The organism is Streptomyces sp. NPDC048565, assembly GCF_040650935.1.
Taxonomy (GTDB): Bacteria; Actinomycetota; Actinomycetes; order Streptomycetales; family Streptomycetaceae; genus Streptomyces.
In genome coordinates this window covers 1-21,169 of sequence record NZ_JBEZIH010000005.1, presented here as the reverse complement: position 1 = coordinate 21,169, position 21,169 = coordinate 1, and the positions used below count along the sequence as shown (strand labels likewise).

General features: G+C 70.8%; 19 protein-coding genes and 1 pseudogene. 14 read left to right on the top strand and 6 right to left on the bottom strand.

Features of this window, described 5'->3' with window-relative positions; translation table 11 throughout:
* Window positions 1-46: 46 nt before the first annotated feature.
* Complete coding sequence (gene mca, locus AB0C75_RS07840) at window positions 47-928, top strand: mycothiol conjugate amidase Mca (protein ID WP_362888156.1); 882 nt, start codon at window positions 47-49, stop codon at window positions 926-928.
* A 1-nt stretch (window position 929) separates the two neighbouring features.
* The gene (locus tag AB0C75_RS07835) at window positions 930-1,220 is read left to right on the top strand and encodes a hypothetical protein (RefSeq protein ID WP_362888154.1); all 291 of its coding nucleotides are present in this window, start codon (window positions 930-932) and stop codon (window positions 1,218-1,220) included.
* 62 nt (window positions 1,221-1,282) lie between these two features.
* Here AB0C75_RS07835 and AB0C75_RS07830 read toward each other — a convergent pair whose 3' ends face one another.
* Window positions 1,283-1,942, bottom strand: a complete 660-nt coding sequence (locus tag AB0C75_RS07830) for a response regulator transcription factor (protein ID WP_362888152.1) — start codon at window positions 1,940-1,942, stop codon at window positions 1,283-1,285.
* Window positions 1,930-3,243: a sensor domain-containing protein gene (locus AB0C75_RS07825; protein ID WP_362888150.1), complete on the bottom strand. Its 1,314-nt coding sequence runs from the start codon at window positions 3,241-3,243 to the stop codon at window positions 1,930-1,932. The genes AB0C75_RS07830 and AB0C75_RS07825 overlap by 13 nt, the downstream gene beginning before the upstream one ends.
* Window positions 3,244-3,433: 190 nt before the next feature.
* Here AB0C75_RS07825 and AB0C75_RS07820 point away from each other — a divergent pair, with 190 nt between their 5' ends.
* On the top strand, window positions 3,434-3,622 hold the full coding sequence (locus AB0C75_RS07820) for a hypothetical protein (protein WP_362888148.1): 189 nt from the start codon (window positions 3,434-3,436) through the stop codon (window positions 3,620-3,622).
* Window positions 3,619-4,590 carry a type II CAAX endopeptidase family protein gene (locus AB0C75_RS07815; protein ID WP_362888146.1) on the top strand — a complete coding sequence of 324 codons (972 nt, stop codon included), beginning with the start codon at window positions 3,619-3,621 and terminating at the stop codon, window positions 4,588-4,590. The genes AB0C75_RS07820 and AB0C75_RS07815 overlap by 4 nt, the downstream gene beginning before the upstream one ends.
* 58 nt (window positions 4,591-4,648) lie before the next feature.
* Here the strand turns inward: AB0C75_RS07815 and AB0C75_RS07810 are convergent, their stop codons facing one another.
* Window positions 4,649-7,870 carry a tetratricopeptide repeat protein gene (locus tag AB0C75_RS07810; RefSeq protein ID WP_362888144.1) on the bottom strand — a complete coding sequence of 1,074 codons (3,222 nt, stop codon included), beginning with the start codon at window positions 7,868-7,870 and terminating at the stop codon, window positions 4,649-4,651.
* Between the two features lie 205 nt (window positions 7,871-8,075).
* Between AB0C75_RS07810 and AB0C75_RS07805 the strand changes: the two genes are divergently transcribed.
* Both AB0C75_RS07805 and AB0C75_RS07800 read left to right on the top strand, forming a co-directional pair.
* The gene (locus AB0C75_RS07805; protein ID WP_362888142.1) at window positions 8,076-9,749 is read left to right on the top strand and encodes a sigma-70 family RNA polymerase sigma factor; all 1,674 of its coding nucleotides are present in this window, start codon (window positions 8,076-8,078) and stop codon (window positions 9,747-9,749) included.
* Between the two features lie 95 nt (window positions 9,750-9,844).
* Complete coding sequence (locus tag AB0C75_RS07800; protein WP_362888140.1) at window positions 9,845-11,200, top strand: LAETG motif-containing sortase-dependent surface protein; 1,356 nt, start codon at window positions 9,845-9,847, stop codon at window positions 11,198-11,200.
* Window positions 11,201-11,300: 100 nt separating this feature from the next.
* Here the strand turns inward: AB0C75_RS07800 and AB0C75_RS07795 are convergent.
* Window positions 11,301-11,704: pseudogene (locus AB0C75_RS07795) on the bottom strand (hypothetical protein); the annotation flags it as partial.
* Window positions 11,705-11,823: 119 nt separating this feature from the next.
* Between AB0C75_RS07795 and AB0C75_RS07790 the strand changes: the two are divergent.
* Both AB0C75_RS07790 and AB0C75_RS07785 read left to right on the top strand, forming a co-directional pair.
* Window positions 11,824-12,183, top strand: coding sequence for a type II toxin-antitoxin system RelE/ParE family toxin (locus AB0C75_RS07790; protein ID WP_362888138.1), 360 nt, complete (start codon window positions 11,824-11,826; stop codon window positions 12,181-12,183).
* Window positions 12,180-12,497 (top strand): helix-turn-helix transcriptional regulator, encoded by a 318-nt coding sequence (locus AB0C75_RS07785; protein WP_362888136.1) that lies wholly within the window; start codon window positions 12,180-12,182, stop codon window positions 12,495-12,497. The genes AB0C75_RS07790 and AB0C75_RS07785 overlap by 4 nt, the downstream gene beginning before the upstream one ends.
* Window positions 12,498-12,536: 39 nt before the next feature.
* Here AB0C75_RS07785 and AB0C75_RS07780 read toward each other — a convergent pair whose 3' ends face one another.
* Window positions 12,537-14,480 (bottom strand): ABC transporter ATP-binding protein, encoded by a 1,944-nt coding sequence (locus AB0C75_RS07780; RefSeq protein WP_362888652.1) that lies wholly within the window; start codon window positions 14,478-14,480, stop codon window positions 12,537-12,539.
* 17 nt (window positions 14,481-14,497) lie between these two features.
* Window positions 14,498-16,228 carry an ABC transporter ATP-binding protein gene (locus tag AB0C75_RS07775; protein WP_362888134.1) on the bottom strand — a complete coding sequence of 577 codons (1,731 nt, stop codon included), beginning with the start codon at window positions 16,226-16,228 and terminating at the stop codon, window positions 14,498-14,500.
* 296 nt (window positions 16,229-16,524) lie between these two features.
* Between AB0C75_RS07775 and lxmK the strand changes: the two genes are divergently transcribed.
* The 6 genes from lxmK to AB0C75_RS07745 all read left to right on the top strand — a co-directional run bounded on the left by lxmK (window position 16,525) and on the right by AB0C75_RS07745 (window position 20,950).
* The gene (lxmK, locus tag AB0C75_RS07770; protein ID WP_362888132.1) at window positions 16,525-17,619 is read left to right on the top strand and encodes a class V lanthionine synthetase subunit LxmK; all 1,095 of its coding nucleotides are present in this window, start codon (window positions 16,525-16,527) and stop codon (window positions 17,617-17,619) included.
* Window positions 17,619-18,569 carry a T3SS effector HopA1 family protein gene (locus AB0C75_RS07765; RefSeq protein ID WP_362888130.1) on the top strand — a complete coding sequence of 317 codons (951 nt, stop codon included), beginning with the start codon at window positions 17,619-17,621 and terminating at the stop codon, window positions 18,567-18,569. Before lxmK ends, AB0C75_RS07765 begins: the two co-directional genes overlap by 1 nt.
* Before the next feature lie 164 nt (window positions 18,570-18,733).
* Complete coding sequence (locus tag AB0C75_RS07760; RefSeq protein WP_362888128.1) at window positions 18,734-18,934, top strand: hypothetical protein; 201 nt, start codon at window positions 18,734-18,736, stop codon at window positions 18,932-18,934.
* A 59-nt stretch (window positions 18,935-18,993) separates the two neighbouring features.
* The gene (locus tag AB0C75_RS07755) at window positions 18,994-19,188 is read left to right on the top strand and encodes a hypothetical protein (RefSeq protein WP_362888126.1); all 195 of its coding nucleotides are present in this window, start codon (window positions 18,994-18,996) and stop codon (window positions 19,186-19,188) included.
* Window positions 19,189-19,346: 158 nt separating this feature from the next.
* Window positions 19,347-20,312 carry an LLM class flavin-dependent oxidoreductase gene (locus AB0C75_RS07750; protein ID WP_362888125.1) on the top strand — a complete coding sequence of 322 codons (966 nt, stop codon included), beginning with the start codon at window positions 19,347-19,349 and terminating at the stop codon, window positions 20,310-20,312.
* Window positions 20,309-20,950, top strand: coding sequence for a flavoprotein (locus AB0C75_RS07745; protein ID WP_362888123.1), 642 nt, complete (start codon window positions 20,309-20,311; stop codon window positions 20,948-20,950). Before AB0C75_RS07750 ends, AB0C75_RS07745 begins: the two co-directional genes overlap by 4 nt.
* Window positions 20,951-21,169 lie beyond the last annotated feature (219 nt).

Below are 21,169 nucleotides of genomic sequence, written 5' to 3'. Positions count from 1 at the left end.
TCACTATAGAAGCCGACCATTGCGACCAATCACTGAGGACCGAGTCTTGACCGAGCAGCTGAGACTGATGGCCGTCCACGCCCACCCCGACGACGAGTCGAGCAAGGGCGCGGCCACCATGGCCAAGTACGTGTCCGAGGGGGTGGACGTCCTGGTCGTCACCTGCACAGGGGGCGAGCGGGGATCCATTCTCAACCCGAAGCTCCAGGGAGACGCGTACATCGAGGCGAACATCCACGAGGTGCGCAAGAAGGAGATGGACGAGGCCCGGGAGATCCTGGGCGTCAAGCAGGAGTGGCTCGGCTTCGTCGACTCGGGTCTGCCCGAGGGCGACCCGCTGCCCCCGCTGCCCGAGGGCTGCTTCGCGCTGGAGGAGGACGAGACGGCGGCGGGGCGTCTCGTCGCGAAGATCCGCGCGTTCCGCCCGCAGGTGATCACCACCTACGACGAGAACGGCGGATATCCGCACCCGGACCACATCAAGACCCACACGATCTCGATGATCGCCTTCGAGGGCGCGGGGGACGCCGAGAGGTTCCCCGAGGCGAAGTTCGGTCCGGTCTGGCAGCCGCAGAAGCTCTACTACAACCAGGGCTTCAACAAGGCGCGCACGCTCGCCCTGCACGAGGCGCTCCTGGCCCGCGGGATGGAGTCCCCGTACGGCGACTGGCTGGAGCGCTGGAAGGAGTTCGGGCGCGCCGAACGCACGCTGACCACGCACATCCCGTGTGACGACTTCTACGAGATCCGTGACAAGGCGCTGATCGCGCACGCGACGCAGATCGATCCGGACGGCGGCTGGTTCCGGGTGCCGATGGACGTCCAGCGCGATGTCTGGCCGACCGAGGAGTACGAGCTCGCGAAGTCACTGGTCGATACCTCCCTCCCCGAGAGCGACCTCTTCGCGGGCATCCGCGACAATGCCTGATATGTACGCGACCCAGGCACTGACGCAGCTCGTTCCGCTCGCCGCCGACGACCTCGACACGAACAAGGTGACTCCCGGGGTCCTCGGCTTCCTCGTCTTCGCGGCCCTGGCCGTGGGGACGTGGTTCCTGATGAAGTCGATGAACCGCCACATGGGCAAGGTCGACTTCAAGGAGACCCCCGACCCGGCGGCGGAGCCCCGGGGCGCCGAGGGGAAGGCGGAGGCCACCGCATCGAAGGCGGGAGCCTCCAAGGCCGGTACCCCGAAGGCCGGCGCTTCGGGCAAGGGCTGACGCGGCGGGGCCACCTCGCTCCCCTCCCGCTCCGGGACGGACGAGGGGGCCCGCGCCGCTGGTCAGGCCCGCCGGTGCGCGTCGTTGAGATAGCGCAGCACGGCCGCGACCCGGCGGTCCGTGCGGTCGGCGGGTGCCAGGTCCAGCTTGGCGAAGATGCTCCGGATGTGCTTGTGGACGGCGCCGTCCGTCACGACGAGCCGTTCGGCGATCGCCGCGTTGCCCAGGCCTTCCGCCATCAGGGCCAGGACATCGCGCTCGCGCGGGCTGAGCCGGTCCAGATGGGCGTCGGGGCGGGTGCGCGCGAAGAGCTGTGCGACCACCTCGGGGTCGATGGCCGTACCGCCGGCCGCGACCCGGTTCAGCGCCTCCAGGAACTCCTCGACCCGGCCGACCCGCTCCTTGAGCAGATAGCCGAGCCGTGCGCTGCCGTCGGCGAGCAGTTCGGTGGCGAAGGCCTGTTCCACATAGGCGGAGAGGACGAGGACCGCGAGGTCCGGCCGGCGGCGCCGCGCCTCCACGGCCGCTCTGATCCCCTCGTCGGTATGGGTCGGAGGCATCCGGACGTCGACGATCGCCACGTCCGGCCGGTGCGCGTCCACCGCCTCCAGGAGGGCGTCCGGGGTGCCGGCGGTCGCCACGACGTCGAGTGCCTCCGCGCGCAGCAGCAGCGCGAGCCCCTCCCGCAGCAGCGGATCGTCCTCCGCGATCACAATCCGCATGGCAGTTCGGCCTCCAGTGTCGTGGGCCCGCCCGGTGGGCTGGCCAGGGTGAGTGTGCCGTCGAGTGCCTCGACGCGCTTACGGATGCCGGCCAGGCCCGATCCGTCGTGTTCGTCCGCTCCGCCGCGGCCGTCGTCGGTGATCCGCAGCCGCAGCAGGCCGTCGCGGTGGCGGACCGTGACGGTGGCGTGCCCGGCCCGGCTGTGCTTGGCGATGTTGGTGAGCGTCTCGGCCACCACGAAGTAGGCGGTCGCCTCGACGGACGCCGCGTACCGTCCGTCCACGTCGGCGTCGATCCGGCAGGGCACCGGGCAGCTGCTCGCGAGGCCCGAGAGCGCGTCGCTGAGACTCCGGTCGGCCAGCACCGGCGGAAGGATGCTGCGTACGACCGCGCGGAGCTCGGCGAGGGCCTGCTCGGCTGCGTCCTGTGCCCGTTCCAGGAGGGCGTCCGCGTCGGCGGGGCTGCGGGACACCGCGCGGCGGGACGCGCCGATCAGCACGTTGACGGCGACCATGCGGTTCTGGGTGCCGTCGTGCAGGGCGCGTTCGATGCGCCGCAGCTCGGTGGCGTGCGCGTCGAGGGCGGCGGCCCGGGTCGCGGTGAGCTCGGCGACCCGTGTCACGAGGTCGGTGCCGGGCGGCGGGGAGAGCAGCCGGCGACCCGGCCACGCCTGGAGCCAGGCCATGCCCGGAGCGACACCCAGGATGACGCCGAACCAGCCGATCCCCAGCAGGCTGACGGCGAAGGCGCCCGGCCAGTCGTGGACGGTCCACAGGCCGATGGACGGGGTGGCCTCCGAGGCCGGTACGAGCCGCCACCACAGCGGGAACGCGGCGTCGGACGCCGAGGTGAGGGGCAGTGTGAGACCGACAAGACCCAGGGCCGTCCCGAGGACGGCGTGCCAGGCCACCCAGCCCACCTCGCGTCGGGTGGCCGGGTCGGCGACGGCCTGACGCAGCCGGGTGGGTCCTGGACCGGGCCCGATGATCTCGGGGCCCCACCGGGACAGCCGTTCACGTTCGCGTTCGGTGACGGTGCGCAGTGCCCGCAGGGTGCCGGGCACCAGGAACAGGCCGACCCCGAAGAGGCAGGCGGCGGCGGTGAAAATCAGCCACAGCAGCATGATCAGGGCGAGGATCGCCGTCCCCATGCCGCCGACGATGTGCTCGAAGGCGTCCAGTGCGGTGCGGGCGCGTGCGAACACGTCCCAGGGGCGCGGCGGCTTCGGGCCTCCCGCCGCCCGGCCGGTCGTCGGGCCGGTTGCCGGGCCGGTCGTCGGTGGGACGTCGTGCGTGGGCATCTCCACCTCCTGTGCCGCGCCACCTCATGTGCCGCGCCACTATGGCATCCCGCGCGGGACTCGGGGCGAGCCGGGGACGCTTGGTACAGCCTGCTGTACCCCGGTTCTCCATCTGGCCGGATCGTCGCCTCCGCGCCGTCTCCGTAGCGTCTTGTCCATGCCCAACTCCCCTTCGGACAAGGAGAATACGATGGCTGGATCCTCTCGCCTCCCGGTACGTCCCGTGCTGTGGCTGCTGCTGGTGATCAGTGCCGTGTGCAACGCGGTCACCTCGATGATGGGCGGGGTCGCCGTGGCTGTCTCCATCGCTTTCGGGCTGGCCACGCTGGCCTGCGGTATCGCGCTCGTCGCAGACCACCGCCGGGCGAGGAAGGCATGAAGGCCACCGGTGTCCCGTCGCAGCCCGACGCCCTGACTCCTTCGATCCAGAGGCCCGGTGCGCCCGGTGCGCCCGTCCCGCGCGGCGGCTGGCGGGGCGGTATGCGTCGCCGCCCGCTGACCTGGTTCTTCTCGCTCGCTTTCCTGCTGAGCTGGGTGGCGTGGGTGCCGTACATCCTGTCCGGGAACGGGCAGGGAGTCGTGGACTTCACCTTCCCCGGGGGCGACGGCGGAAGCCAGTTGCTGGGGATCCTCCCTGGCGCCTACCTCGGTCCGATCCTGTCGGCGTTCATCGTCACCGCCGTCGCCGACGGGCGTCCCGGGCTCCGTGCCTGGGTGGGCCGGATGACCAACTGGCGGGTCGGGTGGCGCTGGTGGATCGGCGTCATCGTCGCCGTGCCCCTCGTGCTGATCGTCACGCTGTACGCCCTGGGCGGTGAGAGCCCGGTCGTGCCGAGCGCCATGGTGCTGGCCGCCTTCCTGCCCGGCCTGCTCCTGCAGATGATCACCACGGGTGTCGCCGAGGAGCCCGGCTGGCGCGACTTCGCGATGCCCCGGCTCCAGGGTGCCTACGGCCCGGTCGTCGGCACGCTGATCCTCGGCCCGCTGTGGGGTGTCTGGCACCTTCCGCTGTTCCTGACCGACTGGGGCGGCACGGATCTCGTCTGGTACACCCCGGTCGAGTTCGTGGCGACCACGGTCGCCTTCAGCTTCGTCATGACGTGGATCTTCAACCACACCCGGCAGAGCCTGCTGCTGGCCATGCTGCTGCACACCGGCGTCAACAACTTCTTCTCGATCGCCTACTCGGACGTGTTCCCGTCGCTGGCCGACTCCTACGCGGCGCACGCCTTCCTGGTCAGCTCCGCCGTCGTGGCGGCCGTCCTGCTCGTCGCCACCCGTGGGCGGCTCGGGCTGCCGAGGGCCACGGCGACGGCCCCGGACGCCGGGCCGTACGCGCCGGCGTGACGCGGTGCGGTGCGGGCAGCCGGCAGCGGGCAGTCGACTGCCCGCTGCCCGCAGCCCGTCATGGCCGTACGCCCACCGGCACCCCCATCACCTCGCGGGCGTGCCGGGACGGTGTCAGGCCGAGGCGCCAGGCCTGCCAGCCGTCGTCCAGGTCCACCCCGCGGTTCAGGACCACCCGGAAGGCCTCCGCGCAGTCCTCCAGCTTGGCGTCGCGCAGCGGATGCGAGGCATCCAGCAGGTCTGCGAGCTCCTGCTGGGCCACCGCGGTGCCGACCTCGCTGCCGCCCGGGGACGCGTAGGGAAGCAGCGTGCACCGCAGGAACGCCGCCCAGTCGCCGCCCCTGGCATCGTCGTACGACGCGAACAGGGTGACCGCCTCGCCGCAGAGCTCCAGCGCCTGCGCGGCGCGGTTGTTCCCGCCGTCGATCAGGGCCAGCTCCAGACAGGTCCAGGCCTCGCCGTGCGCCACCCCGATGCGCCGGAAGTCGGCGCGGGCGTCCACCAGGAGCTGTCGGGCGAAGCCGGAGTTGCGCAGATTGCCCGTCTGCGCGGCCCGCTGGTCGCGGGTGACGCGCCCCGAGTGGTGGCGGGCGCAGGCCAGCCCGTACACGTCCCGCATCCGCGAGAACATCGTGCGGGACCGCTCCAACTCCCGTACGGCCTGGTCGGTGTCGCCGTCCTCCTCCAGCGCCTGCCCGAGGTAGTAGCGCGTCCATGCCTCGCCCCGGGCGTCCTCGTTGCCCCGGTGCCGGGCGAGCGCCCCGCGCAGCTGCTCCACCGCCGCGGTGGGGTCTCCGTCCAGCAGCCGGGCGCGGGCCAGCTGGGTCAGGGCCCAGGCCTCGCCGCGCTCGTCCCGGGTGCGGCCGTACAGGTCGAGTGCCGATGACAGCTCCTCCTCGGCCCTGGCGACCTCGCCGAGGCGCAGACAGACCTGGCCGAGCTGGAAGTGCGACCAGGCCTCGCCGTGCAGCGACTCGCCCTCGCGGTGCAGGGCGAGCGCGGTGTCCAGCAGGGTCAGCGCCTCGGGCAGATTGGCCCGGTCGCGCTCGACGGCGGCCAGGGCGTGCAGGGACCAGGCGCGGTCCTCGGCCTGCTCGGCCGAGGACTGGAGGGCGAGCGCCTCCCGCAGCCGGGCCGAGGCCTCGGTCAGATTGCCCTGGTGGTGCAGGGTGATGCCGAGCGAACAGAGCGCCAGGGCGGCGCCCGAGTCGTTCTGCGCCTCGCGGTAGAGGCCGACGACGGAGGACAGCGTGGTGCGTGCCTTGTCGAGCTCGCCGAGCTGCCGGGCGGCGATACCCGTGCGCCACTGGACCGACCGCTCCAGGAGCCCCTGGTCGACGGCCTGCGTCAGCTCGCTGATCTCCCCGAGCCGGTAGAGGTCGCCGCGCAGCAGGCAGTAGTCGCACAGCGCGCCCAGCAGATGGAGCACCGCCCCCTGGTCGACGCCCTCGGCGTGCCGCAGGGCCGAGGTGATGAAGCTCGACTCGTCGTCCAGCCAGCGCAGGGCGGCGTCCAGCGAGCTGAAGCCGTGCGAGCCGAACTGGTTGGCGCGGGTGGACATCTTGCCGTCCACCATGCGGATCACCGCGTCGGCGAGCTCGCCGTAGTTGCGGATGAGGCGTTCCTGCGCGGCCGTACGGTCGGCGGCCGGCTCCTCGTCGAGCAGCCTGGCCAGGGCGAAGTCCCGTACGAGGTCGTGCAGTCGGTAGCGCGCGCCCCGTACGTGGACCAGGAGCCCGGCCCCCGCGAGGGCCTCAAGCAGGCGTCCCGCCTCCTGCTCGTCCGAGGACAGCAGGGACGCGGCGGCGGCCGCCCCGAGGCTGGCCCGTCCGGCCAGGGCGAGCCGCCGCAGCAGCCGGCGGCCCTGCTCGGACTGGTCGGTGTAGCGCAGCCACAGGGCACGCTCGACGGGCGCGACCGGGCCGTAGTCCCCGAGGGCCGCGGCGAGTTCGGCGCGGCTGCGGGCGCCGAGTGCGGAGCCCACGACACGCAGCGCGAGCGGCAGCCCGCCGCACAGCTCGACGACGGTGTCGGTCGACGGGTAGTCGTACGGGCCTGCTTCTTCGTCCAGGGCGGACTCGCGCAGCAGCTCCTCGGCGCCGGCCGCGTCCAGACCCCCGACGGGCAGGTGGTGGACCCGGGCCGGGATGTCGTCGGGCAGTTCGAGCGGCTCGCGGGAGGTGACGAGGACCAGGCTGTCGGAGCGCTCGGGGACGAGTGTGCGGACCTGGGCGGCGTCGGTGGCGTCGTCCAGGACAATCGTGACGGGTGTGCCCGTCAGATGCTGGTGGTAGAGCTCGCTCAGGCGCCGTACCTGCTGCTCGGCGGACGACCTCTCCCGGAAGAGCAGCTGCTCGCGCGGTGCCCCCAGCCGGTTGAGCAGGTGCAGCAGGGCGTCCCGGGTCGGCAGCGGGGTGTCGCCGGAGACATCGCCCCGCAGATCGACCACGCACGCCCCCCTGAACTGGTCCTTGAGGGCGTGCGCGGCCCGCACGGCGAGTGTGGTGCGCCCGGAGCCCGGTGTGCCGTGCAGGACGACGACGGTCGGCCTGGTCTCGGTCGCGGCGCGCGCGGCGTGCACCCACTGGGCGATCTGGGCGAGTTCACCACGGCGACCGGCGAACGGGCCGTCCACAGCGGGGAGATGACCGAAGGACTGTTCGAGGAGTGAGCGGGTGCGTGCGGCCGCGCTCCGGTCACCGCCGCGCAGCTGCGCCACCACGGAGGCGCCGGCCTTCTTCGGCGGCCGCCTGGCGGCGGTCAGCATCCGCTGCTGGTCGAGGAACGGGCGGATGCCGCGTACCTCGAGGGCTGTCAGCCATTCCAGGCGCAGCTGCTCGGGACCGCCCGGCTGGTTGCGTTCGCCCGCCCTGCGGTGTGCGGCGGGCCAGTGCGACGCGGTCACCCGCGCCACCGTCGCCGTGGTCCCCGCCGCGGCGACGACCACGCCCGCGCCGAGGGCCAGACCGGCCGCGGTGCCGAGGGCCAGGTCGGCGGCGAAGGCCGCGGCGGCCGAGACTCCCGTCACCAGCAACGGTGTTCCCAGGGTCGCTCTGCTGAATCGCGCCGACAGCGGCTGCTGGCCGGCCCCCGCGGCGTCCAGTGCCCTGGTGTAGGCGGCGTACTCCTCGGCCGCGCCGGCGGCCATGGTGGTGTCGAGCGCCCCCCGCGCCCGCGCCAGCAGCGCTCCGGCGTCCGTCCGGCCGCCTGTCCGCCGTGTCTCTTCCTCCACGGCACGCACCAACAGCCTTTCGGCTTCCGCCCGATGGCTGTCCCGCATACGTCCCCCTCGTTGCGCACGTCGGCCGGTCGTGACCGGATCCCTTGTGTGGACCACCCAGTGTCCTGCGTACGGCCCGTCAGCGCGAGACAGCGCGGCGGCCGACCGGCCCGAGTCCGGGGGAACTCGCCCGCGGAAGTCTGCAAGACTGCGCGCCGTGAGCCGTACGGAACGGTTTACGGAACGGATCCGGAGCGCAGGGAAAATGAACGACAGTGGGAACGCCGGCAGGCCCCGGAGCGGGGCTCCCGGCGGCCGGCACCGGGCGGAGGACGCCGCGGAAGGGCCCCCCGAGGCGCTGCCCGACGCCCTGCTGACGGCCGCGATACGCGACGACGGCGACGCCGGGGCGACCGCCGAGCTCTACCGCCGCCACGCTCCGGCCGTCCTGATGTACGCCAGGAACTGCTGCCGCGACCCGCACACCGCGGAGGACCTCACCTCGGAGGCGTTCGCCCGCACCGTGCGGGCCGTACGCGACGGAAAGGGCCCGGCCGAGGCCTGGCGGCCCTATCTGCTGACCGTCGTGCGCCACACCGCCGCCGACTGGGCGGACCGGGACCGCCGGGTGGACCTCACCCCCGGATTCGGGGCGTGGCTGGACGCCGCGGCACGGCGGCGCGAGGGCGCGGGGGCGGCGAAGGCGGAGGCGGGTGCCGAGGAACACGTGCTGCGCGCCGAGGACGGCGGCATGGTCGCGGCCGCCTTCCGCTCCCTGCCGGAGCGGTGGCAGGCGGTGCTCTGGCACTGCGTCGTGGAGGAGGAACCCACGGCGCGGGTGGGGGACGTCCTGGGCCTCACCCCCAGCGGGGTGGCCTCGCTGACCTCGCGCGCCAGGGAAGGGCTGCGGGAGGCGTATCTGGCCGCCCACGCCACGCAGGGCGCCGCCGACGAGGAGTGCCGCAGATGTGGCGACCTGCTGGCCGCGGCGGTACGGCGGTCCCGCCCGAGCAACGACCCGCGGCTGGACCGCCATCTGGAGCGGTGCGGACGGTGCCGCAGGGCGGCCCGGGAGCTGACCGACCTCAACCAGCGGCTGCGTACGGTGCTTCCGGTGGCAGTGCTGCTGTTCGGCGGACCGGCCTATCTGGAGGCCCGCGCGACAGCCGTGGCGGCATCGGGTGCCTCTGGGCACGCCGCCGCGTCCGGTGGCGGTGCGGCGGGGGTGAAGGCCGGCGCGCTGGCCGTGGGCGCGGTGGCGCTGCTGCTCGGCGGCTGGGCGCTGTGGCCCGGCGGCGGGGAGGAACCCGCGGACCGGCCGGCACCCGCGGTGAGCGGCGCTGCGGCGCCCTCCGTGTCCCAGGCCTCGCTGTCCCCCTCGGTGACCGGGTCCCCCTCCCCGTCCGGGTCCTCCCCGTCCTCCTCCCCGTCCGGCAGGGGCTCCTCGGCGCCCCCGGAACCCGCGGCGTCCGCCCTGGGCGGGCCGAGCACCCTGCGGTTCGTGTCGACCGGCAGCTGTATGAGCGTCACGGCGGGAGCCGGTGCCGGGGCCCGGCCCGTGGAGGCCTCGTGCGACGACGGGGAGCACCAGCGGTGGGTCCTGCTCGAGCCGTACGAGGGCGACCGGGGGCGTACGCAGGTGCGTAACGAGGGGAGCGGGCTGTGCCTGACGCGTTCGGGCGGCACGGAGGACCACGCCCCGGTGGAACAGCGGCCCTGCGACGCGGCGGAGAAGAACCAGCTCTGGAATCTCTGGGCCGACACCGCCAAGGGGGAGGCGGCCCTGCGGACCGCCGACGGCACCCGGCATCTCGGCCTCGTCGAGTGGGCGAAGGCGGACAAGGACGAGGACCACGGGGTGTCGGTGGGCACCACGCGCTACTACTACGGATCGGCGTCCATGAGATTCCGCTTCGAGCCCGCGCTGCTCCCCGGGTGAAGCGGCCAGGGTAAAGAAACGGCAAAGTCGCGGGATGGGTCCCGGGGCGCACCCTCTTTTCCCCTCGGAACCACTTCCGAAGGAAAAAGGACCTCATGAAGACATCCGCCCCTGGCCGCATCGCCCTTGGCCGCATCGCCCTGGCCGCAGGCGTCGCGGCGCTCACCGCAGGCGCCCTCCCCGCCACGGCGCACGCGGACGACAGCAAGGTCGAGAGGAAGACCCTCCCCGTCATGGTGGAGTTCAGCGACGCGTCCTTCGAGGACGCGGACGCCGTGAAGGCGGGCACGCCGGACACGTACTTCGGTACGCGGAAGGACTCGCTGGCCTCGTTCTACACGGAGGTCTCACGCGGCCGGTACACGACGGTCCCCGCCGTCGACGAAGGGGTCGTCGGCCCGATCACGCTGCCGATGACCGCCGCCGGCTGCGACCACAACAAGATCAACACGCTGACGCAGGAAGCGCTGGCCGCCAAGGGACTGGTGCGCGACGAGGACTACGAGAGCCTGTCCATCGTCTTCCCCGCGCAGAAGGCCGGTTGCGACTGGGCCGGACTCGGCTCCGTACCCGGCCCGTACACCTGGATCAACCTGTACGGCACGGCCAGTGGACTGGGCGTGGTCGGCCACGAGTTCGGGCACAACCTGGGCTTCGCCCACCAGGGCCGCTCGATGTGCACCGACGGCGACCTGGCCGACTGCAAGCTGGACGGCACAAGCGCCAAGTCGCTCATGGGTGGCGGCGGCCCGGCGACGGGCTTCTCCGCACCCGAGATGATCCACGCCGGGTGGCTCTCCGGCAGCGAGGCCGCAGAGGTCGACAAGTCGGGGACGTACACCCTGCGGTCGCTGCACGGCGAGGGTGGCGGAACCCGCGCCCTGGACATACCGATGGGCAAGGACCGGCTCGTCATCGAGTACCGCCACACGGCGGGCACCCTGGACGGCGACATCGAGGGCGTACACGCCTACCGGGTGCCCGGCGACGCCTACGGCTCCTCCTCGCTGATCGACATGACCGAGGCCAACAAGACGGCGGGCAACGACGCCCCGGCCGACGCGGACGCCATCACCGCCGTCAACGACAGCGCGAGCAAGGTCTCCGTGGCGGTCGTCTCCTCCGGGGGCGGCAAGGCCACGGTGAAGGTCTCCCTCGACGGCGAGAAGCTCTCCGCCGGAACCACCGCCGAAAAGGCCGCGACACCCGCCCCGGAGCACACCGGCTCGGACACCGACGCGGGCGACGGCACGGGTGACGGCACCGAGGTCAGGAGCGGCGGCTCGGAACCGGCCGAGGGCAAGGACGCCACGCCCTCCGGCGACTCCTCCGCCGACCTCGCCGCCACCGGCTCCAGCTCGGCCACGGCCCCGCTCGCCGCGGCGGGCGCCGCCCTGGTGGCCGCGGGCGCGGGCGCCCTGGCCATGATGCGCCGCCGCAAGCGCACCTGACGCACCCCGGGTGGACCCCGTCCGGCTTGCCCCACCCTTGGGCATCCGGACGGGGCCCTCGCGACCAGGCGTCGTACGCGTGCCCCGCCATGGTTTGGTGCTATCGCTCCGTACGGCGCAGGAACTGCCAGCCCAGTACAGCCAAGGCGAGCGTCTGCACGACAGAAGTGAACACCAGCAGGGGGCGAGCGGTTGGAGGGCACCAGAAGGCGATCGTGCAGACCATCGGTAGGATCAGGTACGTGAACAGGTCCACCGCGGTCTGAAGACGCTTGCGCATGGTGCGGCCCGCGACGTTGCGGTGGTAGATCTCCCAGCCGAACACCGTGCCCCGGGCTGAGGAGAGCCCCCCCCCAGACGCGGCCCCAGCTGGTCGCGGACGTAGTAGACGATCGACGAGATCTTCTCGTCATTGACCAGGTAGGTCCAGCCCAGGATTAGGCAGATCGAGGGGGCGGAGAGCAACAGTCGGGACTGTCCGCTGTGGACGGTGACCGCCACGACGGGCAGCATGCTTCGCCAGGTGATCAGGAGGTACCTGACCTGATTCGGTCGGCCGGGCCCGCGATCCGGTGCTTTCCTCTCCGGTGGCCGCGAGGTATAGCGATAGCTATACTCGACTCGTGGAAGGTGAGTGGGAGATTTTCCTCGTTGACGAGATTCGTGAGTGGATCGACGGCCTGGACGGGCTGGCGTTAGCACGGGTCGTGCAGGCGCTGGACGCGCTGGCCGAGGGAGGTCCTGGGCTGGGGCGGCCGCTGGTCGACACCATTCACGGCTCGTCGATGGCGAACCTGAAGGAGCTGCGACCGGAGACAGTTCGGATCTTGTTCGCCTTCGATCCCTGGCGCAGCAGTGTTCTGCTGGTCGCGGGAGACAAGTCGGGCCGATGGAACGAGTGGTATCGGGACGCGATCCCTCTGGCCGAACGGCGCTACGAGACATATGTGAAAGAACGAACCCGGGAAGGCGGACGATCATGAGTGGCTACACCCGTTGGCAGGACATCCGTGCAGAGCACGTCGCCCGCGCCGGTGGAGAGGAGGCCGTACGGGAAGGCAAGGAGGAACTTCTCGCTGAGGTGACCGGTCGCCGTCTGGCGGAGCTGCGGCGTGCCCGTGGGCTGACCCAGCAGGACGTGGCCGACCGCATGGGAGTCACCAAGGGCCGTGTGTCGCAGATCGAGCGGGGGAATGTCTCCGGACAGGACGTTCTCGCGCGGTTTGCCGCCGCGCTCGGCGGGCGTCTGCACCAAGCCATTTATTTCGATGATGGTGACATCGCCGCTATCGCCTGACGGGGACGGTGGCCGTCAAGTTGGACGCCTCGGCGATGCCTAACCGGGCGCCCCAGTGAGCTCCGTGAACTGCGCCCCGTACAACCGTGCGTATGTGCCGCCCGCGCTCACGAGGGTGTCGTGCGTGCCCTGTTCCACGACAGCACCGTTGTCCAGCACCAGGATGGTGTCCGCGTCGCGGATCGTGGAGAGCCGGTGTGCGATGACGAAGCTGGTGCGGCCCGCGCGCAGGCGTGCCATGGCGCGCTGAATCTGGAGTTCGGTGCGTGGGTCGATCTGGCTGGTCGCCTCGTCCAGGACCAGAACGGTCGGCTTCGCCAGGAAGGCACGGGCGATGGTGATCAGTTGTCGGCCGCCGGCCGATATGTTGGAGCCCTCCTCGTCCAGCACGGTGTCGTATCCCTCCGGCAGCGTGCGCACGAACCGGTCCACCTGTGTGGCCCGCGCGGCCTCGACGATTTCGTCCTGCGTGGCGTCCGGCGCCCCGTAGGCGATGTTCTCCGCGACGGTGCCGCCGAAGAGCCAGGTGTCCTGGAGCACTGTGCCGATCCGGGAACGAAGGCGAGCTCGCGACATGGTGCTGATGTCCGTACCGTCCAGCGTGATGCGACCGCCTTGAACCTCGTGGAACCGGAGCAGCAGGTTGACGAGTGTGGTCTTGCCCGCTCCCGTGGGACCGACGACGGCGACGGTCCGGCCGGGAGGGACGGAAAGTGTCAGGTCGTGGATGAGCGGTCGGTCCTCCGCGTAGCGGAAGGAGACCTTCTGGAATTCCACCCGGCCGATGCCCTCGCGGCTGGCCTCACCGCCGGCCTGTCCGGCACCGGACCGCTCCCGGGCGTCCTCGCGCTCCTCCGGGGCGTCCAGAAGTTCGAAGACGCGTTCGGCCGAGGCGGCGCCGGACTGCAGCAGGTTGGCCACAGAAGCCAGCTGGGAGAGCGGCTGGCCGAACTGGCGCGCGTACTGGACGAATGCTTGGACTTCACCGATGGACAGCGTGCCGGAGACCACACGGAGGGTGCCGATGACGGCTACGAGCACATAGGTGAGGTTGCTCAGGAGCGTCATGGCGGGCTGGATGGAGCCGGAGACGAACTGGGCTCTGACCCCCACCTGGCAGAGCTCGTCATTGTGTTTCCGGAAGGCGGCTGCGGCCTCGCTCTGCCGCCCGAAGGCCCGTACCTGTGCCTGCGCCGTGTACATCTCCTCGATGTGGGAGTTGAGCGCCCCGGTCGTCTGCCACTGGCGGACGAACTGCGGCTGTGCGCGTCTGCCCAGCCGCGCCGCCACCCACACGGACAACGGGACGGTGGCCAGAACGACCAGCGTCAACAAGGGCGATATCCAGAACATCATCGCGAGTACACCCACCAGTGTCAGCAATGAGGTGAGGATCTGGCTGAGTGTCTGCTGGAGTGTCTGCTGGATGTTGTCGATGTCGTTGGTCGCCCGGGACAGGAGATCGCCGCGGGACTGTCCCTCGAAGTGGCTCAGTGGCAGCCGCGACAGCTTCTCCTGGATGTCCCGGCGCAGCCGGAACGCCGCTCGTTGCACAAGTGCCGTCGCGGCCCGTGCTTGGACGAATCCGATGAGGGACACGCCTGCGTACGCGAGCAGGGCCCACAGCAGGACCGTTCCGACCGCGTCGAAGTCGATGGCCGTGCCCGGGACGACGTGCAGGTTCTCGACCAGCGTCGCCAGGCCGTCGTTCCCGCTCCGTCGCAGGGCATCGCTCGCCTGGGAGCGGGTCAGGCCCTCAGGCAGTCGGCCACCGAGCATGCCCTTCACGATCAGGTCCGTCGCCCGCCCGAGCAGTGCCGGACCGAGAACGGTCAGTGCGATTCCGGTGATGCCGCAGAGCACGGTGAGTACGAGTAGCGGGCGGTCCGGCCCCATGGTGCTCAGCAGTCGGGTCACGGAGCCGCGGAAGTCCGACAGCCGTGCGGTCCCGTCAGCTGCCTCCGGGCTCTCCACGGCCGTCACGCCGCCCTTCCTGGCCGTCACGCGGCTTCCTCCTCGGTGAGCTGGGAGAGCACCAGCTCCTGGTAGATCCTGTCCGTCGCCATCAGAGCGGTGTGGGTGCCGCTGCCCACGACGCGTCCCTCGTCCAGTACGACGATGTGGTCCGCGCTGCGGAAGGTGGTGGCGCGCTGCGTGACGAGCAAGGTGGTTGCCGTGCCGCGGTCCCGCGCCAGCGCCCTACGGAGAGCGAGCTCCGTCCCTTGGTCCAGTGCCGAGAAGGCGTCGTCGAAAAGGTGGATGTCCGGCTCGCCCACCAGCGCCCTGGCAATGGCGAGCCGTTGGCGTTGCCCACCTGAGAGATTCGTGGCCGCCTGGGTGACCGCGGCGTCCAGGCCCCCCGCAGCCGTGACGAACTCCGTTGCCTGGGCTGTCTCCAGAGCCCGCCACAGCTCGGCGTCCGTGGCCTCCGGCCGTCCGTGGCGGAGGTTCGACCCGACCGTGCCGGCGAACAGGTACGGCCGTTGCGGGACGTACCCGATGGAGGCGGAGAGCACGTCGGGTGCCAGCGAGCGGACGTCCTCGCCACCCACGAGCACCGTTCCGCTCGTCGGGTCGCTGAGTCTGAGGACCAGCTCCAGCAGGGTCGACTTCCCGCAGCCCATGGAGCCCACGACCGCCGTGGTCCGACCGGGCCGCGCGGTCAGGGACGCGTCCGTCAGGACGGGCTTCTCGGCGCCCGGGTAGCGGTATTCAACCGTGCGCAGTTCCACGTGGCCTCGTCGGCGCAGCTGCGTCACGGGGGACGAGGGCGGAAGGACGCTGTTCTCGACCGTGAGTACCGCGCGTATGCGGTCGGCGGAGATCTCCGCACGGGGCAGCAGCATGAACACGGTCGTCGTCATCAGAACCGCGGTCAGTATCTGCATGAGGTAGCTGAGGAAGGCTGTCAGCGCGCCGATCTCCATGTCGCCCTGGGCGATGCGCTGACCACCGAACCAGACCACGGCGATGCTGGAGACGTTCACCACGAGCAACACGGCGGGGAAGAGCAGGGAGAGCAGCCGGCCCGATCGGAGGGCCACATCCGTCAGTCCTGTGTTCGCCCGCGCGAACCGCTCCCGTTCGTGGTCGTCCCGGACAAAGGCCCGGATGACCCGCACCCCGGCGATCTGTTCGCGCAGGACCCGGGCGACGGCCTCCGTACGCTCCTGCATCTGACGGAAGAGCGGGCGCATGCCGCGTACGAGCAGAGCGACGAGGAAGGCCAGGACCGGCACGAAGGCAAGCAGCAGCGACGACAACGGGACGTCCTGCTGGAGCGCGAGGACGATCCCGCCCAGACATGTCACCGGTGCCACGACGGCCAGTGCGAACACCATCAGCACCAGCATCTGCACCTGCTGGACGTCGTTGGTGGTGCGCGTGATGAGCGAGGGCACGTCGAACCGGCGCAGTTCCCGCGAGGAGAACGACATCACACGGTCGAAGACTGCCGCACGCAGGTCACGCCCGACCGCCATGGACGTCCGTGCGCTCCAGTAGGTCGCTCCCAGGGTGCAGCCGACCTGCGCCAGGGTCACCCCGGCCATCAGGGCACCCATCCGCAGCACATAGCCGCTGTCACCCCGGACCAGGCCGTTGTCGATGACTGAGGCGTTGAGTGTGGGCAGGCACAGGGTCGCGCCGGTCTGCAGCAGTTGCAGCAGCAGCAGAAGCATCACCTGCCGGCGGTACGGGCGTAGTCGGCTACGAAGGAGACGGAAGAGCACGTGGGCCTTCTCGGAGTTGCAGCGATATGTGGCGGATGTGGGCCTGCTCACACTTACGGGGCGTCAGAAAACCGCGGCGTAAACCGATTTCAACGGCGCGCGAGGTTCTCCTGTATAGCACTGGTGAGTCGCGGCGACCCGGGTGGTGAGTGGCAGTTGCCTGCCATTCCCCGTTGGCAGTCGGCTGCCAACGAATTGGCAGCCGACTGCCTCTCTCAGGGGTGGAGTTCCACGTGCTCAGTCGTCATTGTTGATCGAGTTCAGAACGACATCGAGCGACAGAAGGAAGACAGCTGGTGGAGGCCAGGGTTGTACCCGCTGACCTGGACAGTGTTCCTGAAGTTGACGCGTTGCTTGAGCGTCTGGGGCTAGGGACGTTCGACCGTGACACGCTGGAGGCGGCGCCCGGCCGCAACGACGTGTGGAAGGGGCGGACACGGAGCGGTCGGCACATCTTCGCCAAGCGGCTCACCGGCTCAGGAGCCGGCCCGGCGGAGCGCCTGAACAGGATGCTGGCCTTCGAGGAGTTCGGGGACCGGATACCGCAGGACGTGCTGGCCAGGCCGGAGTTGCTGGGAAGCGACGCCGAGGCGTGTGTGGTCGCCTTCACGTGTGTCGAGGAGGCCGAGTCCGGCGCCCGGATGATGGTGGACGAGGCGTTCGACGACGAGTTGGCGTACGCGACGGGGCGAGCCGTCGCCCGCGTGCACGTCACCGACGCGCACGGTGTGGAGCTGGAGACCGTCCCACCCGTGCTGCCCAGCCCCAAGCTGCTCCGGGGAATCTCGGACGAGATGTTCCAGGAGTTCAGCTTCGGTCAGATGACTGTGTGGGGTCTGCTGCAGGGGGACAAGGCGCTGCAGGAGGGGCTGGAGAAACTGTTGGAGAGTGAGAAGGGTGCCGTCAAGGTGCCCAGTCACTGCGATCTCAGGCTGGATCAGATTCTTGTGTCCAACGGGACTCTGCACATCACGGACTGGGAGGAATTCCGCCTTGCTGATGCCGCACGCGATATCGGGAGTTTCGCCGGTGAATGGCTGTACCGCGCTGTTCTCGATATTGTCACGGACCGCGGTGACAGCTCGTTCGTGGATTTTGATCTGACGCACGAAGTGATCGTGGAACGAGGTGCGGCGAAGCTGGGGCGGCTCCGTCCCCGGGTGGAGAGTTTCTGGAGGGGATACCGCGAGGTCCGACCCTCGGCCGACTCGTCACTTCCGGTACGGGCCACCGCCTTTGCGGGCTGGCACGCTCTGGACCGGCTGATCGCGAGTTCCCAACGCAGCACACGGGTCTCCGGTATCGAACGCGCGGCGGCCGGAGTCGGCCGGGCCGCGCTGCTGGCCCCCGAGCGGTTCGCCGCAACTCTTGGTCTGGGAGGTGTCGCGTGATGACCACAGGAGTCCGCATCCCGGCGCGCTCGGTGGAGGATGCGGCGCGATCGGTGGAAATCGCCGATGACCTCCGCACGGCCACCGTCGCCGGTCGTGACATCGAGGCGGACAACCCCCGTGAGCTCCAGAGGTTGCTGGCTCTGGGTATCTACGAGGTGCTGCACGCGGGGTTGCCCGTCGAGCCCACTCCGGTCCCATGGCGCACGAGGGACGCCCGCTTCGAACAGGAGCTGGCCGGCTGGGTTCCGCACCGGACCACGCGGGCGTCCGGACTGGTGCGCGCCGAACCGGAGGCGGACGACACCCGGGTGCTGCTGGAGCGCGAGGGGGTGCGTGTGTGGACGCCTCGCGAACGGATCAGCGCTCCGGGGCCGCTGGTCGAGGGGGCACGGGTGGTCCTGGACGTGCCGGCCGCCCGGCCTGCCCTGTCACCCGGGTTCTTCCTCGTCGACGGATCCCGGCAGGCGTCGGGCGGCGGGGCCGTACTGAGGGTGTACGTGCATCTCGTCGACGCGGACCGAGCGGGAGAGGTGTGGGGAAGGGCTCTGGAGTTCCTTGAGGAACGCCAGGCGCACTACCGGGCGAAGGTGCTCTCGGTCCGCCGTCTGTACCCGCGGCGCGACGGACTGGTGGTCTATCTCCGCAAGGGTTCCTGGGAGTTGGCCGGGCCTCTCGCGGACGCCCTGTCGGGCGCGCCGGGGCTGGGCGCGGGCGTCTCGGCTTTCGCACGGCCGCTTGCGGACGGAGTGGCCGTGGCCTGGGAACCCTCGGACTCCCGAAGCGGCATGCGGGGACTGAGTTTCGGCCAGCACCGCGCGGGTGTTCTCGCGCAGGCCCTGATCGAGCACCGCAAGGACGGGGGGTCGCTGGCCGATGTGATCGTGGACCGCTTCACCGAGGCCGGCATCGACCCCGACGACCCGTCGGCGAACATCACGGCCCCGTAAGGGCGCCTCGCACCTCGTACAGACAGCTCGAAAGACCTGGGCGTGCGCCACCGGCCCGGGACGGTTGCAGGGAGAGGGCTCGACATCCCCTGCTTCCGCCCCGGCCCGGCTGGATCGCCTCCGCCTACGGGGAATCAAGGGAAAACCAAACAAGGGGAAATCTGATGCAGAACGCCACCATGGAGCTGATCGCCGGTTACGGCACCTACGCCGACGCGACCGAGCTGGACGCCGCCGCCTCGGAGGCACCGGCCACCACGTTCGTCTGCGTCTCGGTGATCTCCGCCGAGAGCTCGGCCGCGTGTGCCGCCAGCGCCTCGGCCGCGGTGAGCGTGGTCACCTCCACCTTCGACAAGGGCTGCTGACCCCTTCTTTCCGATCGGCAGACGCCTTCCGAACAACAGACAACAGGAGTGCATAAAAAATGTCGCAGAATGCCACCACCATGGAGCTGATCTCCCACTACGGGGAGTACGTGTCGGCTGACAGCCTGACCGTCGAGGCCACGGTCGACGCGCCGGCGACGACGCCGCTGTGCGTGCTGAGCGCCATCGAGAGCGCGGCCGCCAGCTTCGCCACGTCGCAGGCCGTCACCGCCACGGTCGACCACGGCTGCTGACGGGGTTCACACCCCACAGGTGTGAAGCCGAGCCGCAGCGGGTGCCGGGAGAGACGGCGCCCGCTGCGGCGGTCCGTGGGCCCCGGCGCCGACCGGCAGCGCCCCGGGCCTCATCGCGCCGCCCGGTTCGGCCGGGTCGGCCCTCCAGGAGAAAAACCTTGCCCGTACTTTCCGTCCTAGTCCCGTTCGTTCCGCACCGGCCGGAACATATCGTCCCGTACGCAGCGTATCTGCAGTGGAGCCCGGCGCATCGCCTCTGGCAGGGGCAGGGAACTCTGATCGACCCCTTCCAGTCGTTCTCCTACGCCGCCGCCGCGGGGTTCCGTGTGCCGGTCGGAACCGGTGTCACGCTGATGCCGTTGCGACACCCCTACGAGGCCGCCCTCCAGGCCCGTTCGCTGGCGGCGGCCACCGGACACCCCGTGGTCGCGGGCTTCGGCCCTGGTGCCAGGACCTTCCAGCAGAGTCTGCTCGGATCCCCCTACCGCAGTCAGCTGACCGCGGTCAGGGAGTACGTGTCCGTGGTGCGGGGACTACTCGAAGGCGAGCAGGGGACGGTACTCGACGGTGAGATCTTCCAGGTGAACGGCGGACTGCACCCGCTGCCCGCACCTCCGGTGCAGATCGGGCTCGGAGTGCTGCGCCCCGGCATGGCCCGCGTGGCAGGCGAGCTTGCCGACGTCGCCATCACCTGGCTCACTCCCGCCGACTACGTACGGCAGACGCTCCGGCCCGCACTCGCCGAAGGTGCCGAGGCGGGGCGGCGCACGGCGCCCCAGGTCGTCTCCATGGTGCCGATGGCGATCCGTGGAGCGAAGCGGGACCCGGTGCGGCTCGCTCTCGCCAGCAACACCGGACACCTGCGGCTGCCGCACTACCAGGACATGCTGCGGCGGGCAGGAGTCGACACCGATCCGTCGGACCTGGAGTCCGGCGCCAAGGGTTTGCTGGAGAGCGGGGCCTTCCTGTACGGAACCGTGCGGGAACTCGCGGAGGCGATCCACCGCTACTGGGATTCCGGTGTGGACGAGGTGGTCGTCAACCTGTCCGGTGTACACACGCTGTACGGGTCACAGACCGCCCTCACCGAGCTCGACGAGATCATCCGTGAGGCCGCGCTGTGAGCACCGAAGCCACGCCGGCCCCAGGCGTACCGCCGCTCGGCATCTCGCGGCTGCTGGTGGTGGTCACCGGCTCCGCATCCGCCTCCAACATGCCTTTCTGGCTGACCTGGTTGGGCCAGGTGTATCCGGAGCTGGAGACCAGGGTCGTCGTGACGCGCAGTGCGGAGCGCTTCGTCACCCTGCAGGCGCTCATGGACCACCGTGGCACCGATGTGCGCACCGACACGTGGCCCGCCGACGAGCCCAGTGCACTGCACGTCGAGTGGGCGGAGTGGGCCGAAGCCGTCCTCGTGTATCCGGCGACCTTCCACTTCTTGGCCCGCTGTGCGCTCGGTCTGGCCGACAGCCCCGCGCTGCTCGCCATCCAGTGCTGCACCGTGCCGGTGGTGCTCGCGCCCGCTCTTCCTCCGGGAGGCTGGCAGAGTCCTGTGTGCGCAGGGCATGTCGCCGCCCTCGCCGAGCGTCCGAACACTGCCGTGGTCCCACCGGTGCCCGCCGTGAGCCGCACCACGGGCCGCAAGGACGCCTGGGCCCCGGCCATCCTTCCGGAGGTGCTCCGGGAAGTGGAGCGTCTGCGGGAACGCCAGGACCGAAGAGGTACGGAGCCGCATGACCCCGCCGGGGCGGCCCGGCCGTGAGCGACCGTGCCCTCGTCGCCGCGTATGGCACCGGCCTCTTGCGCACAGAGGTCCATCGCGGTGTGGCGGGATCCTTCCGGTGGCGTCGTACTCCGGGCCCGCTCGCGCCACGTTCCTTCGAGCCCGTACCCGCGCCACACCTGCTCGCCGAGATCCGACGGCTCGGTGACCGGGACGTGAACCCCGCATCCGGAGGGCGCCCGGTGACGGGCATACCGG